The organism is Vibrio eleionomae (genome assembly GCF_009874545.1).
GTDB lineage: Bacteria > Pseudomonadota > Gammaproteobacteria > Enterobacterales > Vibrionaceae > Vibrio > Vibrio nitrifigilis.
Map to the genome: position 1 here is coordinate 95757 of NZ_WEKT01000002.1, position 20573 is coordinate 116329.

Below are 20573 nucleotides of genomic sequence, written 5' to 3' on the forward strand. Positions count from 1 at the left end.
CATTCGCAGGCTTAAAATCCCTTTCAGAACCTCTGAAGGGGATTTTTGCTTTCAGAGCAGTTAATTTTTAATATTGCTAACAAAACAGCGATCATAATGATGATCGCTGTAAAGATAGGTGGATTAGTTATAATTATCCGCTCTAGCCTTTATTTGTGACATTCTTTTGGGTAACTCTTTACGCAAAATATTCAGGGCGTAAGGCTTCATTTTCTTCCAATTACTGCATTCTTCACGAGTTCTGCCGCACCCTACACACCAACCATTAGGGGCAGAGAAATCACAAATATCGATACAAGGACTCTTTGCTTTCTTCATAAGTTCTTTCATTCGCCTTAACGATCAAGCTCGAGCAATATTTGTTCAATACTGGCTTCAAGGGTTCGCAGACGATTAAACTCTTCAAATAATCGCTGCTCCAAATTCTTAAAGTTAAGAGGAAGCGTTCTCTGGCAAATACCATAGCTGTTATCGAGCATTTTATATCCCTTCCAACTATTGATTCGCTCGGCTTCGAGTTTGACTACTCGCTCAATGAACTCAGCCTGAGCAGGACAATCTTCTTCAGCATGCACACAAACAGGGAATGATTTCTGTTTAATCTGGGGCGATTCAATAAATGTTTCAAAATGCACCCCACCTTGATTGTGGTTAAACCAACTCTGTTTGTAGAGTTGCATATAATTACCACGATTATAAATTTCCCAATCGTCATTAAACCAGCTTGCTTGGCGAAGCATTTTCTCAAGGTTACGGAACACCCCTTTTACATCTTTCATAAAATAAAACTCATCGAGAGGATAGACTGCTATCTGTTAACTTTACGTTAAATGTTATAACATAACAGCTTATCGATCTAAATGATGATTTGCTAAATAATCCGTTAGGATAAAAAATTAGCGTTTACCCTACTACATCTTTGAGCTCTTTAAAGAACACAATCCTCCGTAAAGTAGCCCCCAACATAGTCGTCACTTTCCCCTGAATTTATCATAACTTACATAGTCTTAGTTCTATCGACATTGTTGATACAACCATAAGTTGGTATTTTTGTGATACTTCGAATTAGGACTAAGATTTTGTGTAGGATAGTTTCTTACAGAAAGCTAGTCCTGTATGCCCTTCACTCTATCGACAAATTCATCCGCTGGTTAACATATGACAAAATCGCTTGGTACTCACACGTTTCAGCCAGATCACATTGAAAAATGTGGACAAACCTTGTCAGTGGCCTTATTAAATTAATATCTCACAGATAATTTCAGGTATTGCAAGCATCCATTCAAGTGGTCAAATTCCTTATTCCACAACAGTTACGCCCATGAAAGGTTTTTCTCCAACGATTTGGAGTAACGGCGTAACGTTGCTTGAACTTGTCACGGAAGAGAAAGACTGAGCTGAAACCTGTTTTAGCCACTATCTGGTCAATATTTAGCTCGGTAGACTCAAGCAAATCCTGAGCAAAATTAAGTCGTTCGGACGCTAACCATTCCCCAAATGCCATCCCTGTTGCCTTATGAAACTTACGGGTAAAGGTACGGCGAGTCATCATCACTGAATTTGCAAGCTCATCAAGGGTATATTTACGACCAATATCGCTTCTGATTTTTTCCATCAATTCATTGATACGGGAATCCGATGTGGTTATAGGTATGGGTTGTTCAATAAATTGCGCCTGCCCGCCATCTCTATAAGGAGGTACCACCATCCTTCTAGCAATACGATTAGCAATTTTGCTGCTGTAGTATTTACGAAAAATATACAAACAGCAATCTATACCCGCAGCTGTGCCTGCAGATGTGATAACTCCATTATCTTCTACATACAACGCATTGGTATCGAGTGACGTTTCTGGAAAACGTCTAGTAAAATCTTCCTCCAATTCCCAATGAGTCGCCGCACGTTTTCCTGCTAGCAATCCAGAATAGGCTAGAACATACCCCCCAAGACACAAACCGACCATTAGTGCGCCTCTCTTATTAGCTAGACGCAATGCCTCGATAAGCTGCGCATTTGGTCTTTCATCAATTGTTCGCCAATAAGGAACGATGATGATATCAGCTTTTGCCAGTGACTCTAGGGTTGTTTTTGTATGAATTTCCATTCCAATATCAGATAAAATAGGACCCTCCTCCCCAGCAACAAACTGCAGGTTAAAGAAGCTTTCATGCAAACTGTCATTGCCAAACACAATACTTGGAATAGAAAGGTGAAATGGGCTGAACTTATTAAAGACAACAACTGAAACATTAGGTACACGTGGCATTGTTTCAGCCGATAGAGTTTGGTGAGATGAAATTCTGTAAGACATTCAATTAAACCTGTTTGTGGAGCTACCAGTTATGGTAGCTCTAACTATTAAATTTGAAAGCTATAGTGTGACAGTATCACCATCTTCTGGGATATAAACAAAATCAGTCAGTAAATTAATCGCAACATAGTCGCGCAGCTCCTGTCTTGTAACAAGTGCGTGGTTTACTGAGTCCATATGAGTAGCGATAATCTTTGCCTGGGGAAGAACAACATGCGTTTTTAATACATCTTCTTTACCCATAATAATAGGACCATAACCAATCACGTGAGCCCAACCGGTGTTCAGAATGACTACGTCAGGGAGTTCCCGTTTCATTGTTTCTTCGACAGTCTGCGTCCAAATAGTGTCTCCAGCTAGATAGAGCTTTTGTTCATCAGCATGAGAAAATATAACGCCGGTTACTTCAGCCAACATTTCTCCCAGCTCTTTATTTTCATAGGCTGCATCAGAACCATGTTGACAAGCAGTACGAATAAAGGAAATACCGCCGTAGTCGGTATCTTCAGAGAAAATCTCTACATTAGTAAAACCTTGTGATTGTAGTATTTGTACATCACCTTCGTGCTGCACAAAAATTAGCTTGTCTTTAGGGATTACATTAACAGCGATTTCATCCCAGTGATCTGGGTGAGTGTGAGTCAACAACACCGCATCAACATCGATAATCTCTTCAATTGATAGCGGTAGCTCAACAGTTGGATTGCGTACGTCAGCATTTACCGTACCACCAAAGCCTGGGTAAGTACCTTTTGGTGCCAACATAGGATCAACAAGAAACTTCTTTCCTGCAAAGTCGATAATTTGCGTTGCGTTACGAATTTGAGTGATGTTCATAATATTGCTCCAGAATTGATTTTGTGGAGCTATTTTATGGATGATGATATAGCCACAAAAGTGGCTATAAGGACACTTATAGCCATTATCGGGACAAAATAGTCATATTCTTCAAGGCTCAGTATTAAGAATACTATGACTTGAAAAAAATACGATTACCATACATGTAACAGATGAGTCCAATCAACATGATACCGAGTCCGGTAAAATGCCACCATTGAACCGGTCTTATCGGCATCTCAATTAAACCAAAACTATCGATACACAGACCAGTCGCTAATTGGCCAATAATAAATAAGAACATCACATTGGTAATACCAATTTTAGGGGCAAGAAATATCGTTGTGAAAACGAAAGCAGCTCCAATCACTCCACCAAGCCATTTCCAAGGAGATTGTTGAATGATATTCGTAGAGAAACCATGCCAGTCCGCATATACAGCAGATGCTACACCGAGGCATAATGCGCCAACAGCAAATGATATAAACGCAGCAATTAGCGGTTGTCCACCGACTCCTGAACTTAAACGACTATTTACTGCCGCTTGAACAGATAACCCGGCCCCACCAGCTAGTGCCATCAAAAAATATAAAATATGCATTTGTTAAACCAACCTACAACAGATTGAAAAGAGTTTAGTTTCTATACTTCTCTTCTATATCGAAGATTAACGTGATAATCGCTTAACCAGTATTCTCCCAAGCTCTAAAGCAGAAGACGGATTCTGGCCTGTGATTAATTCACGATCAACAACAACATGGCTCGCCCATTTCGCACCGGCTTGGAACTTCGCCCCTGCATTAGTCAACGCCGTTTCTGGCGTAAATTTCATCTGACCACCGTTAAACATTCCTTTAGCAGCCTGCTCTTCCTTATTGGTAAATGACACCATTTTATAACCAGAATAAATCCACCCAGAATCAGTTACCTTAGGGTTCCTTTCCAACTTAGAGGTATAAGCTTTGGCATCTGGCAATGACGATATCAGCGCAATAGGTCCGTGACAAAGTAAAGCAGTAGGCTTCCCCTCTGCATGAAATGCTCTCAATAGTTTCCCCATTTCTGGACTAACTGACAGATCCTGCATCGGAGCATGACCGCCTGGAACAAATACCGCGTCAAATTTGTCGTAACCAATTTGTTCGACTCTGGATAAGCTGATCACCGGAGACTGCTCTGGCTCAGTAAGTTTAAGCTGTTGTAATAACTTTAAATGTTCATCAAAAGCTCGTTGGTCGCCACCAAAATCTTTTACGCTAGCAGAATGCTTATCCATAGTGGGAGCATTACCAAGTGGTGTCGCAAATGTAACTTCATCACCCGCATCCATCAGCAATTTGACCGGCTGCATTAATTCATTCAGATAAAAACCTGTTGAAAAAAGCTTTCCCCCTTTTAGCTCAAGCGAATTGCTATCAGATAATACGACCAATACATTCGCCGCATTTACCCATGAGCTAAAGGTAATAAACGTGATTGCGACGACGACTTTTCTTAAGTTACTCATTTCGAGATATCTCCATTTATTAACTAAGTAACGCATCTCGTATTGCTTCACCGACACCTGTCGCTGATTGTGGGTTTTGTCCGGTAATTAAAGTGCCATCAACAACAACATTACTTGTCCAGTCTGAGGCATGCTGATGCAAGGCACCACGTTCCTTCAGTTTACTCTCCAAGAGAAATGGCACAGCATCAACCATACCTACCACATTCTCTTCAGAGTCGGTAAATGCGGCCACTTTCTTATCAGCGACCAAATATGAACCATCACTAAGTTTGACATTAACTAGTGCCGCAGGACCATGACATACCGCAGCAACAACTTTTCCCTGCTCGTACATTTCTCGTGTGATGTCTTGGACGTAAGAATTTTGTGGAAAATCCCACATAGTTCCATGTCCACCGACGAACATAATTGCACTATAGTCCTCAGCCTTAACGTTAGATAAAGCAGCACTATTGGTTAACTTCTGCTGAAATGTACGGTCCATCCAATATTTAGCATTTAAATCATCGGAGAAATCCACACCATAAACCGGAGGAAGCCCCCCTTGAATAGATGCAAATTCAGTAAAGATGCTGGCCTCGTCCAAAACATGCAGTGGATGAGTTAATTCTGGTAAATAAAAACCGGAGTCTTCATGCCCTGCTCCTAAGTCTTTATGACTAGTCAGAACAAAAAGAACAGGTTTGATTGAATTTGATAATGAAGAAGACATAAATAACCTTAAAAGTTAAATAGAGTGATTACCTTACCCTTCATGCATTAGGGCAAGGTAAGCTATTGGAATAAGTTAGAGAGGTACACCGCTATATGGCAGATAATCCGTATAGCCGTGTTCATTGCCGCCATAATAAAGAGACTGATCGGGCTCCTGAATCGGCCAGCCATGGCGATAACGTTCAACTAAGTCAGGATTAGAAATATATTTTGCTCCGAACGCCGCGAGATCAATAATTCCATCAGAAAGTAACTGATTTGCTTTCTCTAAATTCATACCGCCAGCGAGAATCAATGTTCCCTTATAAGCTTCTCGGAATTTTTGTAAGAATCCATCCGGCATAGCCGGAGCTCCTCGGCTAGCCTGGTCCATAATGTGAACATAGGCAATACCACGATTATTCAGTTCACGAGCCAAATGAAGGAAAGTGTCCTCTTCACCTTCAAAATCCCCCAGGTCATGTAAGCGACCAAATGGAGAAAGGCGGATACCCACACGTTCAACGCCAATACGTTCAACACATGCATCTACAACCTCGAGAGCAAAACGCACACGGTTTTCAATCGTTTCACTGCCATACTGATCTTGACGATCATTAACCGCACCATTAATAAATTGCTCAACGAGATAACCATTTGCACCGTGAATTTCTACACCATCAAAACCAGCGGCCACGGCATTTACAGCAGCCTGAGCAAAATCAGCAATCACATGCTGAACTTCCGCCGTTGTCAAACAGTGTGGCTTACTTGCAGGAACAAAACTCGGAGCTCCATTGGAGTCATAACCGAATGCACTGCTGTTCACCGCTTGCTGACTCGTTGAACTTACAGGAAGCTCCCCATCTTTCTGCAATGAAGTATGGCTAATACGGCCCACATGCCATATCTGAGTAAAAATAAGGCTTCCAAGATCATGTACTCGGTTCGTTACCTTGCTCCAGGCATCTATTTGAGCCTGATTCCAGATCCCAGGACAGTCGACGAAACCAGAGCCTTGCTGACTGATCGGCGTACCTTCAGTCACAATAAGTCCGGCATCCGAGCGCTGACCATAGTATCGAACAGTGCTCTCATTAGGTATATTGCCTGGTGCTCTAGCCCTAGTCATAGGAGCAACAACGGCACGATTTTTTAAGGTTTTGCCATTTAATTTATAATCATCAAAAAGCACTGTCATTCAGTTTTTCTCCTTAAATTGCAAAAGAGTAGATAACAGTGACATGCTAGAGAACGGATAGTATGAATGGAATAGTGATTTGTTTATTAAGAATATAAATAAAATTTATATCAGAAACAGAATAACTTTTTAATTTTTTAACTGTTTATTTTCTAATAAAAGTGACAGCAATAGCGCAAGAAGCATGACACTACCACCAATCACGAAAGACGCAGTAATTGCATGACTGAAAGCAAGTTCAATACTAGGCCTAAGGCCTGTCGGTAACGCTGCCACTGCTTCCATCCCTCCATTTATGATTCCCTGGACATCAATATCTGTACTGATTTGACTCAATCCATCATGAAGCTTGGTAGTCATGACACCTCCAGATACAGCGACCCCTAATGCCCCCCCAAGCGAACGGATAAACGCCATACTTGCTGTTGCTTCACCCAAAGCGTTTTTGGGCGCAGCATTCTGAACGATCACAGTAGCATGCGGCATAGCGATCCCCATTCCCAAACCAAGGATTGCCAGTCCCATTAGAAACCAGTAAATGTCTTTTTGCATGTAGGCTAAAACAGCGAAAACACTTAACCCCAACGCTTCTAAAGCAATTCCGGCAATCATAAAGAGCTTAGGTCGATTCAGTTTTGAAGATATTTGGCCTCCGAAGACTGAAGTTAAAAGCATTGCTACAATTTGTGCGAGTAACATTGTTCCAGACTGTGCGGCAGTCAGTCCCAACACTAATTGGAAATAGAGTGGCAGAAAAACCATCGCACTCATCATCGCAAATCCCATACAACTAGTGGTAACAGAACCGATAGTAAAATTACGTATGTGGAATAAACTTAATGTAACGATCGGCTCGACAGCTTTACTCTCGACATGTATAAACAACGCGATAGAAATGAATGCAATCGTTGCGACCACCCCCGCCGTATAAGATTGCCATGGAAACAGTGTCCCCCCTAGGCTGAACAGCAACAGAATACTAGACGCTCCACACGCCATAGTAACAGCTCCATAGACATCAATAACATGCTTCTTGCGTGCTGTTAGCGTAGGTAATGAGTTCCAAAGGATAAATATCGCAATAAGAGCGATAGGAACATTAATATAAAAAATCCACCGCCACGACAGTGCTGTTGTCAATGCTCCACCAAGAATAGGTCCAGCAACTGCAGACATTGCAAAAGTACTAGTAAATAAGCCCTGATAACGTATACGTTCCTTTGGTGTAACTACATCGCTGATCGTCGTCTGACATAGAGTCATGACTCCTCCAGCACCTATACCTTGGAACAAACGAAAAATAATCAGTTGCGTCATCGACTGAGCAACACCACACAAAATCGACATCATCATAAATAAAGTGATAGCCAATAAAAGTAACCCTCTTCGACCATACATATCACTAAATTTGCCGAAGATTGGTGTTGCAACCGTAGAACTGAGCATGAAAGCAGTTACTACCCAAGACAGATGAGCCAACCCTCCAAGTTCACTGGCCATAGCCGGTAGAGCCGTATTAACAATACTCTGATCTAAGGAGCCGAGAGACATTGCTAGCATTAGCCCAGCAAATATTGGGCGTAACGCCTTTAGAGGTAATTTTTCAGTCCCATTTCCCAATGGTTTATCAGAAATCTTTATATCTGTTGTTTTCAAGGCTCTTTTGGCTCCTTTACATAGAACACCCTTCTAAATTAAGTTTTTTATCAATAGTTTATATACTTCATCGCAACTACATTAGATTTACTCGGTAATAAAAGATCTATAAGGAATGCTTTAAGAATCAGCCCTAACATCTTCATGGTGAATAGTTAAGGTAAGAGCTTTAGCTTTAATTGGAAAAGCAGAATCATAGGGCTCTGTCCAATGAATTTATCTAAAGAAAAGATTAGGCACTCAAGATTACTTTCTAGTGTAACCTAAAAATTTTGTCCATCTTTTGATTAATGACTGACTTTAACTACAGTTTGTTAGTCAACAAAATAAAGCACTAACATAAATAAAATCATAATATTACAGGACAGGAGCTATTTATGGCATATCAATTTATTTATTATTAATATAAATGAAATTTATATCATAAATGTTCTAATTTACTAACTTCGAGCAATAGAGCACGAATCCAACGATGAGCAGGATCACGATGCGAACGTTCATGCCAAGCCATACTTTTAGTAAACCCAAGTACCTTTAGGGGAGTTTCCATAATAACCAAGTTATCGTGACGACAAGCTAAGCGTCTAGGAACAACGGCAATCATATCGGTAATCCTTAACACTTCTGGAAGCACTAAAAAACTATTTACGGATAGACCAATATGACGGTTGAGTTTCATTTCTGTGAGAGCCTCATCAGTCGGCCCCCAAAAGCTACCTCGATTAGATACTAGAATATGCTCTAAACAACAAAATTGTTCCAGAGTTATATTACCGGAAGCAGCTGATGGATGATCTGCTCGCATCATACAAACATATTGCTCTTCATATAAAGCTCGACCATGCAATTCTTCAGGTGTCGTCTCTGGTGTGACTAATGCAAGATCAACTATCCCCTGTTCCATCTGCTTAGAAAGAGTGTCATAGTTTACAGCTATCACAGCAACTTTTATCCCTGGAGCTTTCTGCTTAAGTTCCGCCATCAGAGGGACGATAACAGCTTTCAACGCGTAATCCGTAGCCGCTATAGTGAAAGTCATTTGAGCTGTTTCAGGCTCAAAATTAATCGGTTGTAATATCCGGTTAATATCAGCCAGAATCTGTTTTATTGGGTCCGCCAAAACTAGTGCTCGCTCTGTTGGTATCATGCCACGCTGAGACCGAACAAAAAGAGGATCATCAAAATAGTCGCGTAAGCGAGTTAACATCGCACTGACCGCAGGTTGAGTCAGGGCCAAGCGTTGAGCAGCACGAGTTACGCTCCCTTCATTTATTAAAGCATTGAATGCCTTAAGCAAATTTAAATCTAAATTTCGGATATCATTATTCACGTTAGTCACATTCCCCAAAAGTCATCAACTTTACCAAATAACTGTAATGCCTTAATTTTATTCATCAATTTCATTAACACTGTACCAATGTTTCTTCGATAACTTTTACTACTCGGTCGTAACGCCGTGCAAGCTCTGAATGGCGTTTACTTACTAAGTAAACAGGATCTTTCACGTTTTCAGCAATGTCCAATACCTGTAACTTATCCCTTTCGAGAAACAAATTCACACAACATCTAGGAATAACTGTAAAGCCAATGCCTTTGGCAATTGGTACTAAAATTTGGTGAATTTGATTGATGTAACCTTTCGTTGAAATAGTATCAAGATTTAACTTTGACAGTTGTGGTGAGCCCGACTGATCGACATAAGTTTGGAAATAGTGATCTAAGTCAGGATGACGTATAACACCTATTTCTGGTAATAGTTTTTCAAATGGTATTGTTGTGTTTACTGAAGTAGGAACAACGAAAACCAAAGACTCAGAGCCAATCACTCTACTATCAAAATAATGGGGATTAGGTGGCTTGGTCACTAACCCCACATCAAGTCCCCCACTTAGTATCTGTTCAAAAATACGGTCATTGGGTGACGCTTCTAATTCAATAGATAATTGGGAGTGCTGTGCTTGTAACGAAAGTAATTCGGGGTATATCAACCAAGCAAAGGTACCGGAACAACCAATCCTGCAACTGCCTAGGAAGGGCTCATCCTTTCCTAAGTCAATCAATAATTCTGACTCTTTTTCAATTAGCTCAAGTGCATATTGATATACTTTTCGCCCGTGGATTGTTAACTCAAATTGCTTGTTAAACCTTGTTAATAATGGATAACCACATGCCGATTCTAATTTATTTATATGCTGGCTAACCCCTGGTTGGGTCATATTCAATGCTTCAGCAGTACGGGTAAAATGCCCCAATTCAACAAGAGTTTTGAATGTGTTCAACCAAATAGGATTCAGCATAAATAATAACCTTTTATTATCATTGTGAGAATATTTAATAATTTTTCATTTATAAATGCAAGTATTAGAATTTTCTGACGTAATTTAATTTCTACGAGGAATACTCTTATGTCAGACATGAGCACATACCCAAGAACCTTCTCTCATATCGGTATCTCAGTACCAGATCTGGAAAAGGCTGTTAAATTTTATACCGAAGTGCTTGGTTGGTATCTAATCATGGAGCCAACAACCATTACAGAAGACGACAGTCCTATCGGTGAAATGTGTACTGATGTTTTTGGTCAGGGTTGGTCAAGTTTTAAGATTGCGCACCTTTCTACTGGAGATCGAATTGGTGTTGAAATTTTCGAATTTGAAAATGCACAGAATCCAGAAAACAACTTCGAATACTGGAAAACCGGCGTTTTCCACTTCTGCGTACAAGATCCAAACGTAGAAGAATTGGCTGAAAAGATTGTTGCTGCTGGTGGTAAAAAACGTATGAAAGCACCTCGTTTTTACTACCCAGATGAGAAACCATACCGCATGATCTACATGGAAGACCCATTCGGCAATATTCTGGAGATCTACAGCCATAGCTACGAATTAACTTATTCAAGCGGCGCATATAATTAAGCCCACCTAACGAGAAGGAACGGAAAATGAGAGCTATCACCTATCATCCCGAATCGGACCACTTTACGCTCAAGAATATCGCCGAGCCAGAATTAGAAACCCCCTTCGACGTTATCGTCGAAGTTCATGCTATTGGTCTTAATCCGGTCGATGCGAAAATTAATTACTGGTTCGGTATTACTGAAGCAAGTAATCGTGACATGGTGGGTGGGCTCGACGTCTCTGGTGTGATTGTGGCTAAAGGTAATAAGGTCAGCGGTTGGAATATCGGCGATCGTGTTCTCTACCATGGCAACATGCGCCGTCGTCAGGGTGGCTTTGCTTCATTTTCCGTTCATGACTCCCGCACTTTAACCAAACATCCTAACCTATCCGATATTGAAGCTGCCGCATCACCTTGTGCAGGGTGGACAGCCTATCGCGCACTGAACGATAAACTTCATCTTGCGGGGAAAAACAGTATTGTTATCTATGGAGCAAGTGGCGGCGTGGGAAGCTATGCACTCCAACTTAGCCGTTATTATCAGCTTGATACCATCATTGCTGTCTGTTCCGAACATAATTTCGATTACGCTACATCATTAGGTGCAACACACTGCCTCGATTATCGAGACCAACAACTTCTCAACAAAGTGAACGCTATCGTCGAAAATCAAGGGATTGAATGTGCACTGGATTGTATCGGAGGCCCCGCACAAGCTCTGACTTCCTCGATGCTTGGCTTTGACGGGCAATTAGTCGAGCTGGTGAGCACCATTGAGTCAACACAACATCATAAGGCATTTGACCGCGGATTAACCTTGCACCAATTAAGTCTCGGAGCTGGTCACGTTAATGGCGAAATAGGAATGAGATCGCTCACTCAAGCGGGTATTGCCATGAATAACCTGCTTGAAATGAACATCATTACTTCTCCGAAAACTAACACCATTACTTTAAGCGATATCCCAGAAGTCCTTAAAGAAATCAGGCAAGGACATTCCCTAGGAAAATACGTCGCTAAACCTTAGATATAAGTCATCCTTATACCCCATATTTTTTTTTGTGATTGGAGTGATAAACTCAAAAACCGGATGATATCACCATCAACGAAACAACATGTTTCACTATTCAAACGTGAGGAATTCATTATGAGTGACATCATCTGGCCCGAAGGCTTTGTACCTGGTTTTACTGACAACTTCTGTTCTAATGAAGTGATTGTCGCAGGTCTTTCAACAAAAGATATCTGGCCTCTACTTAACACACCAGCACTATGGCCAACTTACTATGCTAACTCAGCTAACCCTCGTTTTTATGACGATAAAGGCCCAGAATTAGAAAATAACGTTCTATTCTATTTCGAAACTTTCGGCTTCCCGGTTGAGTCTCAGTGTGTTGAACATATTGCACCAGTAGAAGGTCAACCTGCACGTATTGCCTGGCATGGCTGGTCAGGTGAAGGTGAGACTCGTTTAGATGTACACCATGCCTGGTTAATCGAAGATCTGTCTGGCAATCGAGTCCGCATTCTGACCCAGGAAACCCAAAACGGTAATCCAGCTAAAGAATTAGCAGTGACTACGCCAAACCCAATGATCAATGGCCATCAGGAATGGCTAGATGGTTTGGTTAAAGCTGCCCGTAAAGCAAAATAGCAATGAATTGACACCACTAAATTCGAAAGCCGCTCTCAAAGGTATTGAGAGCGGCTTTTTGCTCTATAATTAACTATATAAAACAATAAGCTCTAATTATGGCAAATATTAAAAACCTCGACCTAAATCTTCTTCGTGTCTTCGACACTCTGATGGATGAGAAAAATGTCTCCAGAGCGGCCGAAAAACTCTCGGTCAGCCAGCCAGCAGTTAGTGGTATGATGACCCGCCTGCGACACAGCTTAGGCGATCAGCTATTTATTCGCAGTCAACATGGCATTGTGCCAACCGTTCGTGCCCAAGAGCTATCAGGACCAATAAAAAAGCTGCTTAGAGAACTAGATGCTGTTTTAGAACCGACACTATTTGACCCGAGAACAGCTGAACTAACACTCTCTATCGCGGCCACAGACTACTCTTTGAGAGCCATTGTTGAGCCATTTTTGCTTACATTCAAGCAACAAGCTCCCAACATAAAAGTCTCGGTTCGCTGGATTAATGAACATGAGCTATTCGAACAGATGGAACGTGGGATCATTGACATTGCGTTAACCACTCCTGAAGCGTCTCCTGTAGATTTACGCGCCAAAACCTTATTTGATGAAACCTATATCTGTGTTCTAAGAGACGATCACCCTCTACTTGAAGATAACACTTTAACACTTGAGCAATTTTGTAGTATCGATCATGCGATTGTCTCTTACGTTGGTGGGGCGTTTGAGGGAATGACAGATCAAGTACTCCACTCTCTGGGCAAACAGCGTCGTGTCGTGCTATCCGTCCCGAGCTTCTTATCACTGGTCAACATTTTATCTCTGTGCTGTTGTACCGAGACGACTCATAACAAATATACAGGGACTTACTACGGTAAACCTTCCATTTGAAGTTCCCGGATTCACAAAAATCATGGCGTGGCATGAAAGAACACATGACAGCGATGCCCATCGATGGATCCGTGATTCGATTGTTAAACTGTGTAATGAACTTTAAATATCTTCAGATATTCAAATCGGTGATGATGACAATAACAAAATGCGATTAGAGTTATAATATTCGATCGTTCATGATTCAAAACAATAAACATCATTTTGATATTTTTTCTACCGACATGATAGGATTTGAAATATGAAAAACGTTGCTTTTCTAGGTTTAGGTGCAATGGGCGTTCGCATGGCTGCTAATATTCTCAAAGCTGGCTATCAAGTGACAGTTTGGAACAGAACCCCTTCTAAAGCAGAACAACTTGTGATTAACGGAGCTAAGCTGGCTGAAACTCCACGTCAAGCCGCTCAAAATGCGGACGTTGTTATCGCAATGGTACGTGATGATCATGCATCAAAAGAAGTTTGGTTAGATCCTGATACCGGTGCGTTTAACAGCATGAAACAAGGTGCAACCGCGATCGATAGTTCAACACTCTCTGTTAAGTGGGTAAAAGAACTCCATCAGCACGCTTCCGAGCGAAATATTCCTTTTATTGAAGCACCAGTTTCAGGCACCAGACCACAAGCCGAATCCGGACAATTGATTTATCTTGTCGGCGGTACACAAGAAGCTTATGAAAGCAGTAAAGAATTACTGGAAACTATGGGTTCTGTCATCAATTATACTGGTGAAATGGGTAACGGTGCATTAGCAAAACTATGTACTAATACGCTTCTGGGTATGCAAGTCGCCACGTTAGCCGAGCTGATTTCTACCTTACAACGTCAGCAAGATTCGGACGTTGAAAAGATCATTTCAGCACTCTCATCAACCGCCACGTGGAGTGCTTCTGCAAACAGCATATCGACCTTGATGCTGAAACAGATATTTGCTCCGATGTTCCCTGTTGAACTGATTGAAAAAGATTTCTCTTACATGCTGGAAGCAACTGGACACACATCGCCTGTCATTGAAGCCGCGCGTGATGTATTCAGAAAAGGAATCGACACTGGGATTGGAGACGAAAACATGACTGCGGTTATCAAATTATATCAATCTTAAAAGCTTATTTAGATAGAGCCAGAATCTCTGGCTCTATCTCTACCTAAACTTGCAACTTTCTCTGATAAAGTTGGTCAAAAATATTACCCCTAAAGCTACACTATACTTTAATCTATCTAGCCATCAAACGCTCATACAAGCCCAGCTTTAAACAGAAGAATTCATATGAAAATAAATACGTTAGTTACACTATCTGCTATCGCGGTCTCTCTCTCTGTCAGTGCCCAAAATGATTTAACATTTAACCAAAATATCTACACTGAAAACTCTGCCAAAGTTAATGGTCAAACGGTTGAATTTCGTGCTTATGAAGGCATTCCATATGTCAAAAACCCTGTTGATAGTAAGTTTCAGACACTCAATATTTATGTTCCAGAAGGTTATTTCAAAAACCACACTATTTCAGGTTATACCATACAAACCGCACCAATCTTCTTACCGAACGGTGTCGGTGGTTATATGCCAAGTAGACCACTAACCCCGAAGATCGATGAGCATTCCCACTCTGCGAATGCTTTACTACTTGCACTGCAGCACGGCTATGTGGTGGCGTCACCTGGGGCACGTGGACGAACTAGCCAAAATTCCAAGGGTGTGTACACAGGAAAAGCTCCTGCTGCCATCGTTGATTTAAAAGCCGCCGTTCGTTATCTGCATTTCAACGATAAATCTATCCCAGGAGATGCCAATAAAATTATATCTAACGGTACTAGTGCCGGTGGTGCTCTATCTGCTTTATTGGGAGCAAGTGGCGACCAAGACATCTATGACACATACTTAGAACAACTAGGAGCCGCCCCCGCTTCAGATAAGATTTACGCCGTCTCTGCATTTTGCCCGATTACCGACCTTGACCATGCCGATGCCGCCTATGAATGGCAGTTCAACGGTTACAATGATTATAAAAAAATGGATATTTCAATGTTGGATTATCATATCCAACGCAAAGAAACCAAGGGTACACTGACCAAAGATCAGCAAATCGTATCGGACGCCCTAGCCAGTCAATTTCCAGGCTACCTGAATGGGCTAAAGCTACATGACTCAAATGGCAACCCTTTGACTCTGGATAAGAATGGTAATGGTAGTTTCAAGAAGTATGTCATCTCTTTAATTCAGGACTCGGCTCAGTCAGCATTAGACAACAATAGAGATTTAAGCCAATTCAAATGGCTGACAATCACCGATGGCAAAGTAACGAACATCGATTTCGACAAATATCGCACTTACGCTATCCGTGCCAAACTTCCTCCAGCCTTTGATGCGCTAGATCTTAGTGCAGGAGAAAATGAACTGTTTGGTAATGCATCGACTAATGCTATGCATTTTACCGCGTATTCCTCTAAAAATAGCTCAACTGATAACTCAGCGACAGCCGCAGCCAATGTCGTTTATATGATGAATCCTCTGAGTTTTATTCAACCAGACCAGCAAGGCATTGCACCACACTGGAGAATTCGTGTCGGTACCAATGACCGAGACACTTCTTTAGCCATTTCAGCAATCTTAGCGACTCGTCTTGAAAACTCAGATTATGATGTCAATTATCATCTTACCTGGGATCGCCCTCATAGTGGTGACTACAATCTGGATGCCCTGTTTTCCTGGATTGATAGTATTAGCCAAAACTAAGTCTTAATCGGTATATAACGGAAGAAGCCAACGACGATAATTCACCTATTTGGCTTCTTCCAAAACAGCAAAGGACGACCTAATGCAACATAGAATGACAATAACTTTTCTTTCAGCCACAATGTTTTCTCTTTTATGCACAGCTTTCCCCACTCAAGCACAAGAAGTGAACATAAAAAATACTTATATTCCTATCAGCCGCAATGTTCCCGGAGTTTTTTACCAACCCAAAACCATAAGTGCCAAAGCTCAAGTAGCAGTTCTAGTCATGCACTCCGATGAAAATTATCTTAATTTTCCAGCCTGTACTGAACTATCCAAACGCGGTTACTCTGTTCTGTGTGCCAACGTAGCGAAATCTCAGAGCTCGATGGAACAAAAGATGCTTAATGTAAAATCTGCTATTGAGTATTTGCAAAACCGCTCTGACATAAAGAAAATCCTTCTGTTAGGGCATAGTGGCGGTGCCACGTTGATGACGGCCTACCAAACTATTGCTGAAAATGGCGTCAAGTCCGTTCAAGGAACTGACAAGATGATCCATATATCTGATGCCGTTAATAATATGCCTGCTGCTGATGGTGTCATATTATTGGATGCTAACTGGGGCAATGGCCCCATGACATTATTCAGTCTAGATCCAGCAGTAAAAACCGAAGGAAATGGAGTTAATCTCGACTCTAGATACGATCTTTACAGCTCCAAAAATGGTTTCACCACAAACGGCGCTCATTATTCAAAAGAGTTTAAACAGCAATATCTGACTGCCCAACGCGAACGCTATAACAAGTTGGTTACAGATGCAGAAAATCGGGTTCAAGCGATAGAGAAAGGCAAGGGAAATTATGTCGATGACGAGCCTTTTATCGTGACCGCAGGAGCGCAAATGTTGTTTAATAACAAATTATATCCTCAAGACGTATCCCTACTTTCGCATACAAAAGAGAAATGGACTTTACTCCATGCCGACGGCTCTGAAACAACCCAAGTTATACATTCAGTACGTTTGCCTCTTAACCTAAAATCCAATACAAGTTCAATTAATGGTGTACTTGTAACTACAGCAAAAAATTTCTTAAGTAGAGTCGGAATTCGAGTAACGCCTGATTACAATATTACGGAAGATGGTGTAACTGGGATTGATTGGAGATCAAATATCACTAGTCCAATTGGTAATATTGAAGGTGTTCATCGTCCATTATTGCTAATGGGGATGACTGGTAGCTGGGAATATCTCGCTTCAGAGGCCATTTACCAGCACGCAAATAATAGCAAGGATAAAACGTTAGCTTTTGTTGAAGGTGCCACTCACATGTTTACTCCCAACAAACAGGCTGAAAAAACACAGGGAGAATTCGGTGACACGATGAAAACACTTTTTGATTATGTCGACCATTGGATTAGCCAGGATGGGCGTTTTATCAGGTAGTAGATCGATAAACATTGGAATAATGACTCACTTCAAGTGAGAATCTCCTGCCCATCAAATCACAGCTGACGATCACCAGTGTTTCCGGTTAGCATATGCGAAGGCGCAGTTATTGGTGCGGGTAGTATTGTAACTAAGAACATTACCGAGAAAGGGATCTATGCAGGAAACCCAGCTAAAAAGTTAAGAAACTTGCCGTGAATACAGGCATACAACCGTTTAGATTAGACATACTTTTATGCACTTTAATATACGGCCCTACAACATTTCTGTCCAAACTGAGCTAGATATTGGTCAGACTTTATTATCCACTTCACCAAGCTTGGTCGCTATAAATATCCTCGGGAATGCTCAAGCTTTATCAATTATACCGTTATAGATAGACTGAAAACAGCATCTTTCTGATAAGACTTTTTATCTGACTACAGTAACTCGCTTGTAGAGATAGAAAATGCTTTGCGCAAAGCATGACTAAAGAGTGAAAACTCATTAAAGCCGTACTTAAAAGTGAATTCAATATTACCGTTGTTAGCTCGGCTCCCTTTTTCACATATTGTATTAAAAGACCGTTATCAGTCATTAGGGTATGTACATGTTCTTTATATAGAATGAGCAGATCTATTATTGCTTTGGTGACATCATCCGCTGACTTGTATGGCACTTTCTTTTGTAAAACTAAAAGGGCCAAGAAATACTTGACCCTGAATACCTCAATATCAAATCAATATTTAAGCTAGAATAATGTTAAAAAGAAACGTCCATCGCTAGCCAATAACGACGACCATCCTCGGTATATCCATAGGTGTCGTAGTCAACGGTTTTATCAAACAAGTTATAAACTGCCCCTTTTACTTTTACATTATCAGCTAGTTGGTAAGTGACCCCTGCGTCAAAGAAAGTATAAGAAGGAACAGGTGTCACACCACTATCAGCGCGTTCCTCACCGTGATAAGTGTATTTAAGCCAGCTATCCAATTTTTCTGATGCACGCCAAGTCATGTCAGCTGAAACTAAATGTTTAGGTAGGTTTTCTAAAGGATTCCCTTTATTATCGCCTGTTTTCTGACGTGAATAAGTGTAGGTATAACTTGTTTTAAAGTCGATTGAGTCTGTCAGTGGTGTATCAACAGATGCTTCAATGCCTCGAGTGACAGCCTTGTCCACATTCACGTTACGTTTATTGGTATTCCCCCAAGAGTTCGTTAACGTGTCACACGTCGATGCTGTACAACTTGTAGTTGTGATCATATCTTTAAAATCGTTGTTAAACAGGCCAACTTCAGCATGTAATCCTTCTTCGCTACGATAAGCTAAGTTGATTTCCTCGGTAACAGATTTTTCCGGTTTCAAGTTAGCACTACCATAACGATTCCCCCCACGACTAGCCTGTACCCAACCAGGACTAGATTGACGGAGATCTGGTGCACGGAAACCGGTAGAAACACCCCCTTTTAATGTCCAAGCATCATCTATATTCCATACTGAATAAACTCGCGGACTAAAGTGAGAACCGTACCGTTGATCATGCTGATAACGAATTCCACCAGTTAAAGCAAGCGGATCAATCACACGCCATTCATCTTCAACAAATAGAGCGAAGTCCGTATTGGATAGGTGAGTAATCGTACCGCCTGTATTTGTCGAAGTATCGTCCATACTTTCATGTTGAGCTTGCAACCCCATCGATAATGTATTCGTGGTAAACGGTAATACGACGGTTGTTTTGTATTCGGTATTATTCAACGTTATATCACGTGAATAGCTGTATGAGCGCTCATACTGCAGATACGAGTTTTCCTTTACATTATCTCCCCAAGTCCCTTGATGAGACAACGCAGCAGTCTTACGGCTATATTTTGCCTCGGTGTAATCAGATGATAATGCATAATAGCTATTTGATTCATAGGATTTATCTGCATTTGAACGACTATCTTGCTCATTAATGCCGGCTTCCAAACTAAATTGATGATTCACATTTAATTGATAAGTTAGCTTCGTATTAAGACTACGCATATCATTTTGTGCGTAACCATTTATAATATTATCTTCATCACGGTGTTGATTTTGACCATAAACTTGTAAAGAAAGAGAATCTGTCAAAGGTCCCGTAACAAAGAAATTACCATTTTGCTCATCACCAGAATCACGATCCTCTTGTAACAATGTACTCAGTGATATTTTGCCAGTCCAATGTTGCTGATCTTTACGCGTAATCACGTTGATCACACCACCAATTGCATCGGAACCATAAAGTGTAGACATGGGCCCTTTAATTACTTCTATACGTTGAATAGCTTCTAACGGTGGTAACCAACCATCTTCAACTCCCGGTCCATCACTGTTTGGGCGAGTTTGACGAGTAGACACTCGTTTGCCATCAACCAATATCAATGTATAAGATGAACCCATGCCGCGAATGGAAATATCTTTAGCATCACCACCGCCTGTTACTACGACTCCAGGCACACTAGATAAAGCATCCGCAATATCACGATAGTAACGAGACTCTAGCTCTTCACGGGTAATAACGGTTACGCTAGCCGATGCATTTTGAACTTTTTGATCATATCCAGCAGCTGTAATGACCATAGTTTCATTCGTATTGTCAGTGTTAGTAGAATCCTGAGCAAATACGCTTGGTATAGAACCAAGAACACCAAGGGCCACTGCTGAAAGTACAAACTTGGAAGGAACAAACATAAATCTTTTCCTTTAAATGATAATAATTATTAGTTGCATTAGTATTATCTAGATTTACAATGTCCT

19 protein-coding genes and 2 pseudogenes are annotated in these 20573 nt (G+C 41.1%); 8 read left to right on the plus strand and 13 right to left on the minus strand.

Annotation, left to right across the window (positions count from 1 at the left end; translation table 11 throughout):
* Positions 1-123: 123 nt before the first annotated feature.
* The 11 genes from F9817_RS01685 to F9817_RS01735 form a co-directional block, all read right to left on the minus strand.
* Positions 124-318: a DUF1289 domain-containing protein gene (locus tag F9817_RS01685; RefSeq protein WP_161153228.1), complete on the minus strand. Its 195-nt coding sequence runs from the start codon at positions 316-318 to the stop codon at positions 124-126.
* 17 nt (positions 319-335) lie between these two features.
* Positions 336-779, minus strand: a complete 444-nt coding sequence (locus tag F9817_RS01690; protein ID WP_161153229.1) for a hypothetical protein — start codon at positions 777-779, stop codon at positions 336-338.
* A 503-nt stretch (positions 780-1282) separates the two neighbouring features.
* Positions 1283-2311: a GlxA family transcriptional regulator gene (locus F9817_RS01695; RefSeq protein ID WP_161153230.1), complete on the minus strand. Its 1029-nt coding sequence runs from the start codon at positions 2309-2311 to the stop codon at positions 1283-1285.
* A gap of 60 nt (positions 2312-2371) precedes the next feature.
* Positions 2372-3148, minus strand: coding sequence for an MBL fold metallo-hydrolase (locus tag F9817_RS01700; protein WP_161153231.1), 777 nt, complete (start codon positions 3146-3148; stop codon positions 2372-2374).
* A 133-nt stretch (positions 3149-3281) separates the two neighbouring features.
* On the minus strand, positions 3282-3749 hold the full coding sequence (locus tag F9817_RS01705) for a DMT family transporter (RefSeq protein ID WP_161153232.1): 468 nt from the start codon (positions 3747-3749) through the stop codon (positions 3282-3284).
* 66 nt (positions 3750-3815) lie between these two features.
* The gene (locus tag F9817_RS01710; protein ID WP_161153233.1) at positions 3816-4655 is read right to left on the minus strand and encodes a type 1 glutamine amidotransferase domain-containing protein; all 840 of its coding nucleotides are present in this window, start codon (positions 4653-4655) and stop codon (positions 3816-3818) included.
* A gap of 19 nt (positions 4656-4674) precedes the next feature.
* Positions 4675-5370: a type 1 glutamine amidotransferase domain-containing protein gene (locus tag F9817_RS01715; protein WP_161153234.1), complete on the minus strand. Its 696-nt coding sequence runs from the start codon at positions 5368-5370 to the stop codon at positions 4675-4677.
* Positions 5371-5445: 75 nt separating this feature from the next.
* The gene (locus F9817_RS01720; protein ID WP_161153235.1) at positions 5446-6552 is read right to left on the minus strand and encodes an alkene reductase; all 1107 of its coding nucleotides are present in this window, start codon (positions 6550-6552) and stop codon (positions 5446-5448) included.
* 129 nt (positions 6553-6681) lie between these two features.
* Positions 6682-8208 carry an MDR family MFS transporter gene (locus F9817_RS01725; RefSeq protein WP_161153236.1) on the minus strand — a complete coding sequence of 509 codons (1527 nt, stop codon included), beginning with the start codon at positions 8206-8208 and terminating at the stop codon, positions 6682-6684.
* A gap of 421 nt (positions 8209-8629) precedes the next feature.
* A complete protein-coding gene (locus F9817_RS01730) occupies positions 8630-9538 on the minus strand; it encodes a LysR substrate-binding domain-containing protein (protein WP_161153237.1) in 909 nt (302 codons plus the stop codon).
* Positions 9539-9611: 73 nt separating this feature from the next.
* A complete protein-coding gene (locus F9817_RS01735; protein WP_161153238.1) occupies positions 9612-10505 on the minus strand; it encodes a LysR family transcriptional regulator in 894 nt (297 codons plus the stop codon).
* A gap of 117 nt (positions 10506-10622) precedes the next feature.
* Between F9817_RS01735 and F9817_RS01740 the strand changes: the two genes are divergently transcribed.
* The 8 genes and pseudogenes from F9817_RS01740 to F9817_RS01775 all read left to right on the plus strand — a co-directional run.
* The gene (locus tag F9817_RS01740; RefSeq protein WP_196125718.1) at positions 10623-11123 is read left to right on the plus strand and encodes a lactoylglutathione lyase family protein; all 501 of its coding nucleotides are present in this window, start codon (positions 10623-10625) and stop codon (positions 11121-11123) included.
* 26 nt (positions 11124-11149) lie between these two features.
* Complete coding sequence (locus F9817_RS01745; protein WP_161153240.1) at positions 11150-12133, plus strand: alcohol dehydrogenase catalytic domain-containing protein; 984 nt, start codon at positions 11150-11152, stop codon at positions 12131-12133.
* 120 nt (positions 12134-12253) lie between these two features.
* A complete protein-coding gene (locus F9817_RS01750; protein WP_161153241.1) occupies positions 12254-12760 on the plus strand; it encodes an SRPBCC family protein in 507 nt (168 codons plus the stop codon).
* Positions 12761-12858: 98 nt separating this feature from the next.
* On the plus strand, positions 12859-13644 hold the full coding sequence (locus tag F9817_RS01755; RefSeq protein ID WP_237476176.1) for a LysR family transcriptional regulator: 786 nt from the start codon (positions 12859-12861) through the stop codon (positions 13642-13644).
* Between the two features lie 241 nt (positions 13645-13885).
* Positions 13886-14746, plus strand: a complete 861-nt coding sequence (locus F9817_RS01760; RefSeq protein ID WP_161153242.1) for an NAD(P)-dependent oxidoreductase — start codon at positions 13886-13888, stop codon at positions 14744-14746.
* 165 nt (positions 14747-14911) lie between these two features.
* Entirely contained in the window at positions 14912-16378 is a 1467-nt protein-coding gene (locus tag F9817_RS01765) for a subtype B tannase (RefSeq protein WP_161153243.1), read from the plus strand.
* A gap of 82 nt (positions 16379-16460) precedes the next feature.
* Complete coding sequence (locus F9817_RS01770) at positions 16461-17807, plus strand: alpha/beta hydrolase (RefSeq protein WP_202436310.1); 1347 nt, start codon at positions 16461-16463, stop codon at positions 17805-17807.
* A 78-nt stretch (positions 17808-17885) separates the two neighbouring features.
* A pseudogene (locus tag F9817_RS01775) lies at positions 17886-18008 on the plus strand (acyltransferase); the annotation flags it as partial.
* Between the two features lie 319 nt (positions 18009-18327).
* Here the strand turns inward: F9817_RS01775 and F9817_RS23915 are convergent.
* A pseudogene (locus F9817_RS23915) lies at positions 18328-18474 on the minus strand (IS30 family transposase); the annotation flags it as partial.
* Between the two features lie 77 nt (positions 18475-18551).
* A complete protein-coding gene (locus tag F9817_RS01780; protein ID WP_161153244.1) occupies positions 18552-20507 on the minus strand; it encodes a TonB-dependent receptor domain-containing protein in 1956 nt (651 codons plus the stop codon).
* Between the last annotated feature and the right edge of the window lie 66 nt (positions 20508-20573).

Bases quoted from the DNA above. Each gene is read 5' to 3' on its own strand.
- F9817_RS01685 (WP_161153228.1), bottom strand. From the start codon at position 318: ATGAAGAAAGCAAAGAGTCCTTGTATCGATATTTGTGATTTCTCTGCC.
- F9817_RS01690 (WP_161153229.1), bottom strand. From the start codon at position 779: ATGAAAGATGTAAAAGGGGTGTTCCGTAACCTTGAGAAAATGCTTCGC.
- F9817_RS01695 (WP_161153230.1), bottom strand. From the start codon at position 2,311: ATGTCTTACAGAATTTCATCTCACCAAACTCTATCGGCTGAAACAATG.
- F9817_RS01700 (WP_161153231.1), bottom strand. From the start codon at position 3,148: ATGAACATCACTCAAATTCGTAACGCAACGCAAATTATCGACTTTGCA.
- F9817_RS01705 (WP_161153232.1), bottom strand. From the start codon at position 3,749: ATGCATATTTTATATTTTTTGATGGCACTAGCTGGTGGGGCCGGGTTA.
- F9817_RS01710 (WP_161153233.1), bottom strand. From the start codon at position 4,655: ATGAGTAACTTAAGAAAAGTCGTCGTCGCAATCACGTTTATTACCTTT.
- F9817_RS01715 (WP_161153234.1), bottom strand. From the start codon at position 5,370: ATGTCTTCTTCATTATCAAATTCAATCAAACCTGTTCTTTTTGTTCTG.
- F9817_RS01720 (WP_161153235.1), bottom strand. From the start codon at position 6,552: ATGACAGTGCTTTTTGATGATTATAAATTAAATGGCAAAACCTTAAAA.
- F9817_RS01735 (WP_161153238.1), bottom strand. From the start codon at position 10,505: ATGCTGAATCCTATTTGGTTGAACACATTCAAAACTCTTGTTGAATTG.
- F9817_RS01740 (WP_196125718.1), top strand. From the start codon at position 10,623: ATGAGCACATACCCAAGAACCTTCTCTCATATCGGTATCTCAGTACCA.
- F9817_RS01745 (WP_161153240.1), top strand. From the start codon at position 11,150: ATGAGAGCTATCACCTATCATCCCGAATCGGACCACTTTACGCTCAAG.
- F9817_RS01750 (WP_161153241.1), top strand. From the start codon at position 12,254: ATGAGTGACATCATCTGGCCCGAAGGCTTTGTACCTGGTTTTACTGAC.
- F9817_RS01755 (WP_237476176.1), top strand. From the start codon at position 12,859: ATGGCAAATATTAAAAACCTCGACCTAAATCTTCTTCGTGTCTTCGAC.
- F9817_RS01760 (WP_161153242.1), top strand. From the start codon at position 13,886: ATGAAAAACGTTGCTTTTCTAGGTTTAGGTGCAATGGGCGTTCGCATG.
- F9817_RS01765 (WP_161153243.1), top strand. From the start codon at position 14,912: ATGAAAATAAATACGTTAGTTACACTATCTGCTATCGCGGTCTCTCTC.
- F9817_RS01770 (WP_202436310.1), top strand. From the start codon at position 16,461: ATGCAACATAGAATGACAATAACTTTTCTTTCAGCCACAATGTTTTCT.
- F9817_RS01780 (WP_161153244.1), bottom strand. From the start codon at position 20,507: ATGTTTGTTCCTTCCAAGTTTGTACTTTCAGCAGTGGCCCTTGGTGTT.